This window comes from Salicibibacter halophilus (genome assembly GCF_006740705.1).
GTDB classification, from domain to species: Bacteria; Bacillota; Bacilli; order Bacillales; family Marinococcaceae; genus Salicibibacter; species Salicibibacter halophilus.
This window is the reverse complement of sequence record NZ_CP035485.1, coordinates 3,315,993-3,330,310: the sequence shown is the minus strand read 5'-3', so window position 1 is coordinate 3,330,310 and position 14,318 is coordinate 3,315,993. Positions and strand designations below refer to the sequence as shown.

The 14,318-nt window shown below is 51.0% G+C and carries 7 protein-coding genes, 5 tRNA genes, 4 rRNA genes and 1 pseudogene; 1 reads left to right on the top strand and 16 read right to left on the bottom strand.

Features of this window, described 5'->3' with window-relative positions:
* Positions 1 to 68 precede the first annotated feature (68 nt).
* On the top strand, positions 69 to 2,003 hold the full coding sequence (locus tag EPH95_RS16260) for an ABC-F family ATP-binding cassette domain-containing protein (RefSeq protein WP_142091043.1): 1,935 nt from the start codon (positions 69 to 71) through the stop codon (positions 2,001 to 2,003).
* Positions 2,004 to 2,644: 641 nt separating this feature from the next.
* On the opposite strand, the gene tsaD is transcribed toward EPH95_RS16260, so the two are convergent.
* From tsaD to EPH95_RS16180, 16 genes and pseudogenes are all read right to left on the bottom strand, one after another.
* Positions 2,645 to 3,664, bottom strand: a complete 1,020-nt coding sequence (gene tsaD, locus EPH95_RS16255; RefSeq protein ID WP_405127464.1) for a tRNA (adenosine(37)-N6)-threonylcarbamoyltransferase complex transferase subunit TsaD — start codon at positions 3,662 to 3,664, stop codon at positions 2,645 to 2,647.
* 16 nt (positions 3,665 to 3,680) lie between these two features.
* A pseudogene (rimI, locus tag EPH95_RS19845) lies at positions 3,681 to 4,015 on the bottom strand (ribosomal protein S18-alanine N-acetyltransferase).
* A 109-nt stretch (positions 4,016 to 4,124) separates the two neighbouring features.
* Entirely contained in the window at positions 4,125 to 4,823 is a 699-nt protein-coding gene (gene tsaB / locus EPH95_RS16245; protein WP_142091041.1) for a tRNA (adenosine(37)-N6)-threonylcarbamoyltransferase complex dimerization subunit type 1 TsaB, read from the bottom strand.
* Positions 4,823 to 5,281 carry a tRNA (adenosine(37)-N6)-threonylcarbamoyltransferase complex ATPase subunit type 1 TsaE gene (gene tsaE / locus EPH95_RS16240; protein ID WP_142091040.1) on the bottom strand — a complete coding sequence of 153 codons (459 nt, stop codon included), beginning with the start codon at positions 5,279 to 5,281 and terminating at the stop codon, positions 4,823 to 4,825. Before tsaE ends, tsaB begins: the two co-directional genes overlap by 1 nt.
* 10 nt (positions 5,282 to 5,291) lie before the next feature.
* Complete coding sequence (gene thiL / locus EPH95_RS16235; protein ID WP_142091039.1) at positions 5,292 to 6,275, bottom strand: thiamine-phosphate kinase; 984 nt, start codon at positions 6,273 to 6,275, stop codon at positions 5,292 to 5,294.
* Positions 6,276 to 6,472: 197 nt separating this feature from the next.
* Positions 6,473 to 6,549, bottom strand: a tRNA-Met gene (locus EPH95_RS16230).
* Positions 6,550 to 6,559: 10 nt separating this feature from the next.
* Positions 6,560 to 6,676, bottom strand: a 5S ribosomal RNA gene (gene rrf, locus EPH95_RS16225).
* A 78-nt stretch (positions 6,677 to 6,754) separates the two neighbouring features.
* Positions 6,755 to 7,906, bottom strand: a complete 1,152-nt coding sequence (locus EPH95_RS16220; protein WP_142091038.1) for a trans-sulfuration enzyme family protein — start codon at positions 7,904 to 7,906, stop codon at positions 6,755 to 6,757.
* 70 nt (positions 7,907 to 7,976) lie between these two features.
* The gene (locus EPH95_RS16215) at positions 7,977 to 8,135 is read right to left on the bottom strand and encodes a DUF1540 domain-containing protein (RefSeq protein WP_142091037.1); all 159 of its coding nucleotides are present in this window, start codon (positions 8,133 to 8,135) and stop codon (positions 7,977 to 7,979) included.
* 309 nt (positions 8,136 to 8,444) lie between these two features.
* Positions 8,445 to 8,561 (bottom strand): 5S ribosomal RNA (gene rrf, locus EPH95_RS16210).
* A 70-nt stretch (positions 8,562 to 8,631) separates the two neighbouring features.
* Positions 8,632 to 11,861: ribosomal RNA gene (locus EPH95_RS16205) — 23S ribosomal RNA — on the bottom strand.
* Between the two features lie 195 nt (positions 11,862 to 12,056).
* Positions 12,057 to 13,682, bottom strand: a 16S ribosomal RNA gene (locus EPH95_RS16200).
* The 16S, 23S and 5S rRNA genes sit together here with 5 tRNA genes alongside, the layout of an rRNA operon.
* A gap of 179 nt (positions 13,683 to 13,861) precedes the next feature.
* A tRNA-Ile gene (locus EPH95_RS16195) sits at positions 13,862 to 13,938 on the bottom strand.
* Positions 13,939 to 13,940: 2 nt separating this feature from the next.
* Positions 13,941 to 14,014, bottom strand: a tRNA-Gly gene (locus EPH95_RS16190).
* 8 nt (positions 14,015 to 14,022) lie between these two features.
* Positions 14,023 to 14,099 (bottom strand) — tRNA-Pro (locus EPH95_RS16185).
* Positions 14,100 to 14,171: 72 nt separating this feature from the next.
* A tRNA-Arg gene (locus EPH95_RS16180) sits at positions 14,172 to 14,248 on the bottom strand.
* Positions 14,249 to 14,318 lie beyond the last annotated feature (70 nt).

The window sequence follows — 14,318 nt, the reverse complement described above, 5'->3', positions numbered from 1 at the left end:
GTGAAACGCTTGATCTTCCACCTTTTTCTTTTAAACATACAGGAATGAATTTAAAAAGGATGAAATTAATGATTGTTTTACAATGCGATCGTGTCACCAAATCTTTTGGCGCTGAAACGATTTTACAGGATATCAAGATGGAAATCAAAAAAGGCGATCGTGTCGCGCTCGTCGGACGCAACGGGAGCGGGAAGACGACGCTCCTCAACGTAATCACCGGGGAAGCCCCTTACGACAGCGGGGGTGTTCTGATGCCTAAATCGCAAACAATGGGCTTTCTCGCCCAAGATACCGGGCTTGAATCCACGTGCACAATTTGGGAGGAGATGCTAACCGTCTTTTCCTCGCTCCGCGGCGTTGAAAAGGAGCTGCGTGAACTGGAGGCGAAAATGGCGGACCCTTCCGTCTATGGCGATCCGACGTCCTACGAAGCTGTCTTAACAGAATACGATGAAAAACAAGAGTTCTTCCGGGCGTCCGGCGGTTATCATTATGAAGCCGATATACAAAGCATCCTTTCAGGATTGAACTTTGGCCAGCTGTCCTACGATCTGCCGATTTCTTCTTTAAGCGGAGGGCAAAAAACACGGCTGGCACTCGGAAAACTGTTGCTCACCAAACCGGATTTATTGATTTTGGACGAGCCCACGAATCACCTGGACATTGAAACATTAACTTGGCTGGAAAATTTCTTAATCAGCTATGAAGGGGCGGTATTGACCGTCTCCCACGACCGATATTTCTTGGATAAAGTGGCGACGAAAGTATACGAACTGACGCACACAAAAGCGACCCTATACCATGGAAATTACAGTTCGTTTTTGGAAAAAAGGGCTAAAGACGCCGAACTTCAGCAAAAAGCCTATGACAAGCAACAAGCGGAAATTGAACAATTGGAAACATTCGTCGCTAAAAATATCGCGCGAGCTTCCACGACGAAACGGGCGCAAAGCAAGCGGAAAAAATTAGAAAAAATGGAGCGAGTGGACGCACCTCTCGCGGATTCCAAAAGCGCATCGATGTCTTTCGACATCCAACAAATGAGCGGAAATGATGTTTTGGCCGCAAATGGGATAACGTTTGCCTACCCAGGTAGCGTTCCGCTGTTTCGCGCGATCGACTTTGCAGTGACAAGAGGGGAAAACGTCGCCGTCATCGGTCCAAATGGAACCGGAAAGACAACGTTCCTTAAAATTCTCGGGAATCGACTTGATCCCACGAAAGGCGCCGTTCACTACGGAAGCAAAGTCACCGTCGGTTATTATGATCAAGAGCAAGCGCAATTAAATACGAAAAAGACCGTCCTCGATGAACTTTGGGACGATCACCCGCAAGTCGTTGAAAAAGACATACGCACGGTGCTGGGACGGTTTCTTTTCAGCGGCGAAGATGCGCATAAACTTGTCCACAATCTCAGTGGCGGAGAGAAAGCACGACTCGTTCTCGCCAAACTGATGATGCAAAAAGCAAATTTGCTCCTCTTCGATGAACCGACGAACCACCTGGACCTCGACAGCAAAGAAGCACTGGAGGCTGCTCTCATTGACTATCCGGGTACTATGGTGTTTATTTCCCACGACCGTTATTTTCTGAACCGGATGTCCACACGAACCGTCGAGTTCTCCGAAGATGAGCAGCTGCACACGTACCTCGGCAACTATGATTACTATTTGGAAAAGAAAGCGGAAGCCGAAGAACGGGCGCAGCTTCAGGAAATCGATAGGGGCGCGCCTTTGGAAAACAAAAATAAACAGTCGTTTGAACAGGAAAAGGAAGATAAAAAAATAGCCCGGAAACGGCGTCGTGAGATTGAAGCTATTGAGGATAGAATAAGTCTTTTGGAAAACGAAACAGAAAAGTTGCAGGCTTCCATGCTTGATCCGGATGTCTATGAAGACTACGCACGCGCTAACCAAATGCAAGCAAAAATCGATGAACATGAAGCCGAGCTGGAACAACTGATGGAGCAATGGGAAGAATTGCAATTAGATGAATCCCATTAATACCGGGATTTCCACAGTTTCCACAATGTTATGCACAACTCTGCACCCGGACGGACGGGTTTCACGGCTTTTACCCACAGAAAGAAGCATTTATCCACGGATTCACTGTTCACAAGTCAAAGGTTGGACAGCAGTGGGCCGAGTCTACTTATCCACTTTGTGCACATTTTTCTTTTCCACAGTCAGTTGTGTGGTTTTCTTTCGCACCTGTTCATAACATCGAAAACGTCGCGCGAAAATGTCTTCAAACGATCCATAATCCGGATCATCTGTGCAAACCGATCGTGTGAAGCAGTAATACTGTAACATTTGTAAGAATTGGCCCGAAAATAGTCTACCCTGATCATCAATCAAAAAAGGAACCATGGTCGCTTCATGGCTCCTTCTCGGGCAATTTTCTTCGTTTATCGCACCCCGGAATGGCGATTTTTACCGATTCGGGGTGCGTTGGATCCTTTATCGCACCCCTGATCGACGATTTTTACCGGTTTGAGGTGCGTTGGATCCTTCATCGCACCCCAGACCGGCGATTGTTACCGGTTCGGGGTGCGTTGGATCCTTTATCAGAATTGCCACAGGACGCGGTTGTGATACCTCTTGCAGGGAATACCCTCGGCCATCTTCTGAAGCTTCAACTTCACCTACCCGAGCGCTAGCCCGGGCTCTCCGTTTAAGTCATAACCTGCCCGCTCGCCTTTTTTCCAGGAGATGTTCGCGGCGGCCCCAATCATCGCAGCGTTATCCGTGCATAACGAAAGAGGGGGAATGATCAGTTCCACATTCCCGCCGCTCGGGAAGGAGCGTTTCATCGCTTCTCTAAGCGCACGGTTCGCGGCGACTCCTCCGGTGACAATCAATTGCTCCACCTCATATTCCGACACTGCCCGCTGCGCCCGTTCCACGAGCACATCAACGACACTTGCCTGGAAACTGGCAGCAACGTTTTCCGGGACAACCGTATCTCCCCGCTGTCCCGCATTATGCACCGCATTCAATACCGAGGATTTCAATCCGCTAAAACTGAAATCATACGATCCGTTTTCCAACCAAGCCCGCGGAAAATCAATCGATACCTCTCCTTCAGAAGCGAGGCGATCGATTTCCGGCCCACCGGGGTAAGGGAGCTTTAGCGTTCGTGCCACTTTATCATAGGCTTCCCCAACAGCATCGTCTCTCGTTTCACCAATCGTTTCATATGCTCCCTCTTCCGGAAGATAAATGAGCGACGTATGTCCTCCGGAAACAACGAGCGCCATAGCCGGATATTCCATGTCAGCAACCAGTTCCGCTGCATGAATATGGCCGGCAATATGATGGATCGGCAACAAGGGAAGATCATGGGCATAGGCAAGCGCTTTTGCCGTGTTCACGCCAACAAGCAACGCCCCCACAAGCCCGGGTCCCGAGGTAACCGCTATCGCATCCAAATCTGTATAATCCATACCCGCAGAGACTAGCGCCTCTTCAACAACAGCGGTCATGTTTTCCACGTGATGACGGGACGCCACTTCCGGGACGACACCACCGAACCGCCGGTGAATGTCCATTTGCGAAGCGACAATGGTGGAGATTACATTTTTTCCGCCCTCGACAACCGATGCCGCTGTCTCGTCACAGCTTGTCTCGATGGCTAATATTCGAGGATTGTTATTCATGGCAATACATTCCTTTTAAAAACTACGAAAAAGTCAAACTCATGATCCAAGCATCTTCGCAGTTATCCGTATAATATCCTTTTTTTACCCCGGTTTTTTTAAAACCGAATGTTTTATAAAAGCGTTGCGCATCCGCATTGCTTTCCCGGACCTCTAACGTCATTGACACAGCCTCTAATTCAAGGGCTCGCCGGATCACCGATTTCAACAGTAATCGCCCCACCCCTTGATGCCTATGGGGGATAAAACGGCGATATTCGTAATATGGGCTTCGTTCAGCGCGATCCAAATGCCGCAATAACCAACGATCTGTTCGTGATCCTCCGCGACCAAATAGTGGGCAAACGGATTTTCCATCAGTTCGTTCATAAATGCCTGCCGAATCCAGGGCATTTGGAACGCATCCCGTTCAACGACCAGCACATCTTCGATGTCACTCGGCATCATTGGACGAATGGTATAACGCTCACTCATCATGGGCTTGGGCCTTTCGCCAATTTTTCTCCGCTTCCGCCAACTGCAAGTAGCGGGGAACGACTTCATGCACATTCGCCACGGGCGGGGATTCTAAAGCTATGCGCAAAATCTCCCCCGGCTTTATCCTGCCATCCATCCCTTCACCCGTGTGTGCCCTTGCCCCCAACACTTGCTCAATGTTTTCACGATGCTTAGCAATATCCAAACTTAAAAAATAAACCGGTAACGACGTCGAGGCCAACGTTTTTAATAAATCATCCATTAACCACAACCGCTCTTCATGCACCGTCTTCAGGTGGCCGTCGTCAGCTTCGTACACAGCGGCATACACCTGCCCCCTCCTTGCATCGATAAAAGGACAGACAAGGCCGAAGGCAAAACGTCGATTGCCCGCAAGAGCCTCCAAGGAGGAAACGTCATAAATCGGGAGACGGAGGGAGCTCGCCATCCCTTTTGCCGTGGAAACGCCAATGCGAACCCCGGTGTACGAACCTGGACCGGTGGTTACCGCTATGCCCTCCAAGTCAGAAGGATTGGCATTGACCGTTTTCATCACATGATCGATCCCCGGCATTAATCGTAAGGAATGGTTTTTCTTTTCATGGGTCGTCCATTCCGCTCGGACAGTTTCTGCATCGCCCAATGCAACCCCTAACACAAAGGTTGATGTATCCATGGCTAGTATCATTAATCCGTAAACTCCTTGAAAATTTGTTCAAAACGAGTATTGTCGGTGCAAACAATCAGTTCTCGCTCTTGTTCAGCCGTACGTTTGAAGGTGATTATAACCCGCCGGCTTGGCAATTGGGTCTGGAGATTGCCTGCCCATTCTACAGCCGTTACCCCGTCGCCATCCATATATTCATCCAATCCAAGCTCTTCCTCTTCATTTTCATCAAGGCGATACGCATCGATATGATAAAAAGGGAGGCGGCCGTTATATACTTTTAAAATCGTAAACGTTGGACTGTTGACCATCGCTTCGACTCCAAGTCCTTTGGCAAGCCCTTTGCTAAAATGTGTTTTCCCTGCACCGAGGTCGCCATCCAACGCAAAAAGATCGCCGGCTTCGGCTTCTTGGCCAAGACGCTCCGCGATCCCCATGGTTTCTTCTGTTGAGCGGCTTACAAATTGAAATTGAGACATAGCTGTCACCTCATTGATGGCGATAACCGGCCCTTTTTATTGCCGTTCTTTCTCCGTTTTTTTGCATGAGCACTTGTGGCGCCCCTTCCTGTGTAACCGATCCAATTGCCGAAAGGCGGATTCCTTTTTCTTTTGCGGCTGATGCTATGGCTGGCCAATCTGATTTGGCCACCGTACCGACAAGTTGAAAGTCTTCGCCCCCGGTTAACGCATATTCATAAGCTGTCTCATTTCCGAAAAGCTTCGTTGCGTTTTCACTAACCGGTATTTTCTCTTCCTCCAAACAAATGCATACACGACTCGCTTCAGCCAGTTCCCAACTTTCCGAGGATAGTCCGTCACTAATGTCGTTAAGCGCGATGCGGCAGCCGCTCTCTTTTAGCAGTTGTCCAAGGGTTAATTGTGGCTCGGGGCGCTGATGAACACCAACAAGCGCATGTTCTTGCTCCGTTCGAGGCGCGGTTAAACCCCCGGATAAAAGAAGGTCCAATCCTCCGCGTGAATCGCCCAACGTGCCGGAGGCAAATACGACATCTCCTTCGCGCGCAGAACTCCTGAGAAGCGAACGACTTTTTTCGATCTCCCCTAAAACGGTGACGGAAATCATTAAATCATGCTGCGCGGAAACCGTGTCTCCGCCGATTAAAAGAACGCCGTAACGTTCGGCCAAGTCATTCATTCCTCTGTAAATCTCGAGGATTTCTTCTTGTTTCCACTCCGGCGACATGGCCAGGGAAACGAGGTAATAGCGAGGCGTCCCGCCCATCGCCGCAATATCGCTAAGGTTGACGGCCAACGCTTTATAGCCGATATCGGACAAATGTAAGGTGGAACGTTTAAAATGGATGCCCTCACAAATGGTGTCCACACAGCTGATCACATCTTTATGAGCATGGGAAGAAGTAACGGCCGCATCATCGCCAATGCCAACTTTAACATCCTCATGATCTGCCGCGAACGAATCGATTTGTCGAATAAGATCGAACTCATGCATGATTTTCACCTTATGCTAAAAAAATAAGCGGTATTTTGAATGTAAAATTGCTGATAGTAAAAAAAATAACAAACGCCGAGGTTTGTTTTTGCTTAAAAGTATAAACGATGTTTCGTAAACTATATTGGTTGCACTCCAAAGCACTCTTGATAAACCTTTGCTTTGTAGCATATTCGATGTAGTGGCAGGTTCTATTATGGTTGCGGGGGAAGGATTCGAACCTTCGGCCTCCGGGTTATGAGCCCGACGAGCTACCTGACTGCTCCACCCCGCGATGTGTGTAAACCTGGCAATGTCCTACGCTCACAGGGCGTTTCCGCCCAATTACCATCAGCGCTGAAGAGCTTAACTTCCGTGTTCGGCATGGGAACGGGTGTGACCTCTTCGCTATCATCACCAGATTTGTGTAACGTGTCTCTCACCGTCACTTTTAATAATATAACACACCCTTCAAGTCTCTGCAAGTCATTCTGGAAAATTCATTCCGGAAATTTTTTTTCGGCTGCTTCTTCTAACGCCGATTGCAATTCATCTGTAATATCCGTTTCATCTTCCAATCCTACGGACAAACGTATGAGCCCCGCTGTAATCCCAAGCTTTTTTTGCATGTGCGGCGGAATACTGCGATGGGATGTTTTCAGCGGATAGGAAACGGTCGTTTCTACACCGGCTAACGTTGGCACGATTTTGACCCATTCCAGCTGTTCAAAGAATTTATGGATATCATAACGTTTATCTAGTTCAAAGCTAACCATTGCCCCGTTTCCATGCGTAGCCAGGTTTTTGGGATAATATACGTTTACACCCGGTTGATCGTTTAAGAAGTCCGCTATTGCCTTCGCGTTCGCACTTTGTTTTTCCATACGAACCGAGAGCGTTTTTAAACCTCGAACCGTAAGCCATGCTTCAAACGGGCTGACGTTCATTCCGAGTTGAATGGCTTTTCTTTTTGCTTCCTCAACCAAGGTCCTCTCCCCGACAAGCACCCCGGCGGTTACGTCACTGTGGCCGCCAATGTATTTGGTAGCGCTGTGAACAACCAAATCCGCGCCAAACTTGTACGGTTGGGAAAAATAAGGCGTAGCAAATGTGTTATCAACCATCACGGGAATACTGCGCTTATGTGCAATTTTAACGACAGCCTCAATTTCTTCCACACGCAGTAACGGGTTAGTCACCGATTCTGTGTACACGAGGGAGGTTTTCTGCGTTATTTTTTTCTCAACCTCTGCAAGGTCAGCAAACGATACAGTATGTACATCCACTTGCCAATCCTGAAAAAACTGTTGAAATAAATCGTATGTGCCTCCATAGACATCTTCCGGAATGAGCACAGATTCACCCGGTCGAACCACAGCTAAAACACCAGACAAAATTGCGGACATGCCCGAAGAAGTAGCAACACCGGCAGGCGCACCCTCTAACTCGCTCACTTTTCGGGCAAGCTGATCCGGGTTAGGATTTCCATATCGTGAATACATATATCTGTTATTTTCCGGCTGAAAAAAACCCTCCAAATCATGAAGGTCCGTAAACGAAAACGATGAAGTTTGATAAATCGGCGTCGTTTTGCTCGTACTGTCATAATCATGTTCGCGATCGTGTATCACTTTCCAGTTAAAACTTTTCATGGTCCCAGTCCTTTTTATTTTATTTTACCATAAGAAAAAGCCACCCACGCAAGTGGGCAGCCTAAACATTTTAATGCTCTATCGGGCGAAACGTTTTGCAATCCGTTTCGGCTTGCTCCGTCGTTACATCATCTGCGCTCGTCACAACATAGATACGATCCGCCTGGCAAACGTTTCCTTCTCCCCAATGCACACAGTTTTCAACTTCACACAATACATCTTGTGCCATATACACATCTCCCCCTCACCAACAGTATGTCCATAAACCAAGCACATTTTTCTGGGTCAATAAAAGAAACTTATGGAACTTGTGCGAGGGAACCAATACCTAACCTATCGGTAAGTATGTATCAACATTCCAACATCGACACAATCACCCGAAGCAGCCTGGAATCTGTCACTTTCCAGCGGTATTCTGTCACTTTCCGGTGATATTCTGTCACTTTTGCCGTGAAATCTGGCACTTTTACACGACAATACGTTTTTTTCCCATTAAAAAACCGACCCGGAGCATACCTCCGAGTCGGTCTTTTCGCTTGCCAGGCGACGTCCTACGCTCACGGGGCGTTTCCGCCCGATTACCATCGGCGCTGAAGAGCTTAACTTCCGTGTTCGGCATGGGAACGGGTGGGACCTCTTCGCTATCGCCACCTGACGATGGGGAGACATTCTCCCAAAACTGAATAACGCTTAAGCGATCGACACCCGGGTGCAGCCCCATTCGGGTGGATAAACCGTTGGACCGATTAGTATCTGTCAGCTCCACGTGTCGCCACGCGTCCACCTCAGACCTATCTACCTTATCGTCTTTAAGGGGTCTCTCGGGAAATCTCATCTTGAGGCCGGCTTCGTGCTTAGATGCTTTCAGCACTTATCCGATCCACACGTAGCTACCCAGCCATGCTCCTGGCGGAACAACTGGTACACCAGCGGTGTGTCCATCCCGGTCCTCTCGTACTAAGGACAGCTCCTCTCAAATTTCCTGCGCCCGCGACGGATAGGGACCGAACTGTCTCACGACGTTCTGAACCCAGCTCGCGTACCGCTTTAATGGGCGAACAGCCCAACCCTTGGGACCGACTTCAGCCCCAGGATGCGATGAGCCGACATCGAGGTGCCAAACCTCCCCGTCGATGTGGACTCTTGGGGGAGATTAGCCTGTTATCCCCAGGGTAGCTTTTATCCGTTGAGCGACGGCCCTTCCATACGGTGCCGCCGGATCACTAAGCCCGACTTTCGTCCCTGCTCGACCTGTCTGTCTCGCAGTCAAGCTCCCTTCTGCCTTTGCACGCTGCGAATGATTTCCAACCATTCTGAGGGAACCTTGGGGCGCCTCCGTTACTGTTTGGGAGGCGACCGCCCCAGTCAAACTGCCCACCAGACACTGTCCCTGAACCGGCTCACGGTTCGAGGTTAGGATGTTCATATCGCAAGGGCAGTATCCCACCGGCGCCTCCTCCGAAGCTGGCGCTCCGGGTTCCTTGGCTCCTGCCTATCCTGTACAAGCGATACGAAAACCCAATATCAAGCTACAGTAAAGCTCCATGGGGTCTTTCCGTCCAGTCGCGGGGGACCTGCATCTTCACAGGTCATATAATTTCACCGGGTCTCTCGTTGAGACAGTGCCCAAGTCGTTGCACCTTTCGTGCGGGTCGGAACTTACCCGACAAGGAATTTCGCTACCTTAGGACCGTTATAGTTACGGCCGCCGTTTACTGGGGCTTCAATTCGGACCTTCGCGCCTAAGCGCTAAGCCCTCCTCTTAACCTTCCAGCACCGGGCAGGTGTCAGCCCCTATACTTCGTCTTTCGACTTCGCAGAGACCTGTGTTTTTGGTAAACAGTCGCTTGGGCCTTGTCACTGCGGCTCCCCGGGGCTTTCAACCCCAAGGAGCACCCCTTCTCCCGAAGTTACGGGGTCATTTTGCCGAGTTCCTTAACGAGAGTTCTCCCGCGCGTCTTAGAATTCTCATCCCACCTACCTGTGTCGGTTTGCGGTACGGGCACCGATGCCCTTCCTAGAGGCTTTTCTCGGCAGCGGAGGATCGGGGACTTCGGTACTTCATTTCCCTCGCGGTCACGCCTCAGCCTTCACGTTGGGCGGATTTGCCTGCCCAACAGCCTCGGTCGCTTCGACGCGCTTCTCCATCAGCGCGCTCGCCCTACCTTTCTGCGTCCCCCCTTCGGTCTGACAGCCATCGGTGGTACTGGAATTTCCACCAGTTATCCATCGCCTACGCCTTTCGGCCTCGGCTTAGGCCCCGACTAACCCTGAGCGGACGAGCCTTCCTCAGGAAACCTTAGGTTTTCGACGGAAGGGATTCTCACCCTTCTTTTCGCTACTCATACCGGCATTCTCACTTCGGTGCGCTCCAGCCGTCCTCACGGTCGGCCTTCCCGGCACACCGAACGCTCCCCTACCACTCCAGAGGTCAGATATCAGAAACCAGAATTCGGAAAAACCAGAGACAGAAATCAATACGTTTTCCAATTTTGGATCATTCGATACAATTGCTTGCCCTTCTTGCCATATCCTTCGGCAATATTGACAGGTATGGATGTTGCAGCTCTTCTTAGTTGACTCCCTAGTTCATACCTTTCGAAGGCTGGAAAGCTTTGCGTTAATCGATGCACATGAAGTGCTAAATCATAAGATAGTTGATACACTCTTAATTCTCGATAACTGCTCGCCATTTTCGTTCCTCTTTTCTCTGATTTCCGGCCTCTGACATCTGACCTCCGGAATCCACGGCTTCGGTGATGGATTTAGCCCCGGTACATTTTCGGCGCAGCGTCACTCGACCAGTGAGCTATTACGCACTCTTTCAATGATGGCTGCTTCTAAGCCAACATCCTGGTTGTCTAAGCAACGCCACATCCTTTCCCACTTAATCCATACTTGGGGACCTTAGCCGGTGGTCCGGGCTGTTTCCCTCTTGACGACGGATCTTAGCACTCGCCGTCTGACTCCCGGAAACCAAGTCGCTGGCATTCGGAGTTTGACTGAACTCGGTAATCCTGTGGGGACCCCTCATCCAATCCGTGCTCTACCTCCAGGACTCTTCCTCCGAGGCTAGCCCTAAAGCTATTTCGGGGAGAACCAGCTATCTCCGTGTTCGATTGGCATTTCACCCCTACCCACCCCTCATCCCCGTAATTTTCAACTTACGTGGGTTCGGGCCTCCAGTCGGTGTTACCCGACCTTCACCCTGGACATGGGTAGATCACACGGTTTCGGGTCGACGTCGACGTACTTCGCGCCCACTTCAGACTCGCTTTCGCTGCGGCTCCGTCTCTTCAACTTAACCTCGCACGCCATCGTCACTCGCCGGTTCATTCTACAAAAGGCACGCCATCACCCATGAACGGGCTCTGACCACCTGTAGGCACACGGTTTCAGGTTCTCTTTCACTCCCCTCCCGGGGTGCTTTTCACCTTTCCCTCACGGTACTGGTTCACTATCGGTCACTAGGTCGTATTTAGCCTTGGGAGATGGGCCTCCCTGCTTCCGACGGGGTTTCTCGTGTCCCGCCGTACTCAGGATCCACGCCGGAGAGGGCAGCGTTTCGCGTACAGGGCTCTTACCTGCTATGGCGGACCGTTCCAAGCCGCTTCCGCTACGCCGCCCCTTTGTCACTCCGTATGGCGTGTCCTTCAACCCCGGACGGCAAGCCGTCCGGTTTGGGCTCGCTTCCGTTTCGCTCGCCGCTACTCAGGAAATCGCGTTTGCTTTCTCTTCCTCCGGCTACTAAGATGTTTCAGTTCGCCGGGTCTGCCTTCATCTGCTTAATTAGTTGGGCAGATGATCTTCTCCCATGACGGAGAAGGGGTTCCCCCATTCGGACATCTCCGGATCCAAGCATACTTACAGCTCCCCGAAGCATATCGGTGTTCGTCCCGTCCTTCTTCGGCGCCTAGTGCCAAGGCATCCACCGTGCGCCCTTCCTTGTTTAACCACATGCAGGAATGGGTCTTTTCTAAGAAACACGTTCGTGTCTCTTCGTGACACCCGGTGTGTGTGTCGTTTTCGCTTTCTCGCGTTATTCAGTTTTCAAAGAACGTCGGTTGAGCAGTTGCCCGCTCAAAACTGAATGAAAAGCCGAAGCGCTTGCCTCCGGCCTCTCGCTCGGAGAGGCCGATGGGCTCCTTAGAAAGGAGGTGATCCATCCCCACCTTCCGGTAGGGATACCTTGTTACGACTTCACCCCAATCACCGGCCCCACCTTCGGCGGCTGGCTCCCAAAGGTTGCCTCACCGACTTCGGGTGTTGCCGGCTCTCGTGGTGTGACGGGCGGTGTGTACAAGGCCCGGGAACGTATTCACCGCGGCATGCTGATCCGCGATTACTAGCGATTCCAGCTTCATGCAGGCGAGTTGCAGCCTGCAATCCGAACTGAGAACGGCTTTTCTGGGGATTGGCTCCACCTCGCGGCTTCGCGGCCCATTGTACCGTCCATTGTAGCACGTGTGTCGCCCAGGCCATAAGGGGCATGATGATTTGACGTCATCCCCGCCTTCCTCCGGTTTGTCACCGGCAGTCAATGTCGAGTGCCCAACTTAATGCTGGCAACGACATTCAAGGGTTGCGCTCGTTACGGGACTTAACCCAACATCTCACGACACGAGCTGACGACAACCATGCACCACCTGTCACTCTGTCCCAAAAGGGAAAACCTTGTCTCCAAGGCGGCCAGAGGATGTCAAGGCCTGGTAAGGTTCTTCGCGTTGCTTCGAATTAAACCACATGCTCCACCGCTTGTGCGGGCCCCCGTCAATTCCTTTGAGTTTCAACCTTGCGGTCGTACTCCCCAGGCGGAGTGCTTATTGCGTTTGCTTCGGCACTACGGGTATCGAAACCCCTAACACCTAGCACTCAACGTTTACGGCGTGGACTACCAGGGTATCTAATCCTGTTCGCTCCCCACGCTTTCGCACCTCAGCGTCAGTCACAGACCAGAGAGTCGCCTTCGCCACTGGTGTTCCTCCACATCTCTACGCATTTCACCGCTACACGTGGAATTCCACTCTCCTCTTCTGTACTCAAGTGCGACAGTTTCCAATGCCATTCCGGCGTTGAGCGCCGGCCTTTCACATCAGACTTGCCGTACCGCCTGCGTGCCCTTTACGCCCAATAATTCCGGACAACGCTTGCCCCCTACGTATTACCGCGGCTGCTGGCACGTAGTTAGCCGGGGCTTTCTGGTGAGGTACCGGCAAACCTCCGGCATTTCCTCCGGAAGCTGTTCTTCCCTCACAACAGAGCTTTACGATCCGAAAACCTTCCTCACTCACGCGGCGTTGCACCGTCAGGCTTTCGCCCATTGCGGATGATTCCCTACTGCTGCCTCCCGCAGGAGTCTGGGCCGTGTCTCAGTCCCAGTGTGGCCGATCACCCTCTCAGGTCGGCAACGCATCGTCGCCTTGGTAGGCCCTTACCCCACCAACCAGCTAATGCGCCGCGGGCCCCTCTTTGAGCGACGGCCTTAAAGACCGTCTTTCTCCCCTCTCGCAGGCGCGAAAGGGGACGCATCCGGTATTAGCACCGGTTTCCCGGTGTTATCCCGGCCTCAAAGGCAGGTTGCCCACGTGTTACTCACCCGTCCGCCACTCCGGAAGTCAGAGATCGGAGACCAGAAGTCAGATCGACTTGACATCGACCACGCCGATGTCTTCCAATCCGAATTCCGGCTTCTGAACTCTGACCTCCAGCGTACGACTTGCATGTATTAGGCACGCCGCCAGCGTTCGTCCTGAGCCAGGATCAAACTCTCCATAAAAAGTTCCGCTTCGCACACGGGGGTGTGCGGCACGCTGACTCGTTACTTTCAATCATTTCTTTAACGTTCGCTTGGCTTTTTCATTCAGTTTTCAAAGGGCAAATGATGGCTAACAACCACAATTTCTCACTATACCAGTGAACCAATGCGTTGTCAATAACTTTTTTCACTCGAATCAATGGTGGGCCTGAGTGGACTCGAACCACCGACCTCACGCTTATCAGGCGTGCGCTCTCACCAACTGAGCTACAGGCCCATTGGAGCGGGTGATGGGAATCGAACCCACGTCATCAGCTTGGAAGGCTGAGGTTTTACCATTAAACTACACCCGCGTTATCAATGGTCGGGAAGACAGGATTTGAACCTGCGACCTCTTCGTCCCGAACGAAGCGCTCTGCCAAGCTGAGCTACTTCCCGGGCAAATTTTCTTTTATCCTTCGACTTTTCGGCAAAAAAATAAAACATTACGCTCAAGTATCTAATTGTTACTGGCGCGCCCGAGAAGACTCGAACTCCTAACCCTCTGATCCGAAGTCAGATGCTCTATCCAATTGAGCTACGGGCGCCTGGGTTTCATATCAATAAACGCTTGTACAAACTTAATGTAAAACGTTTATAAAGAGTTCCTTCGTCCCT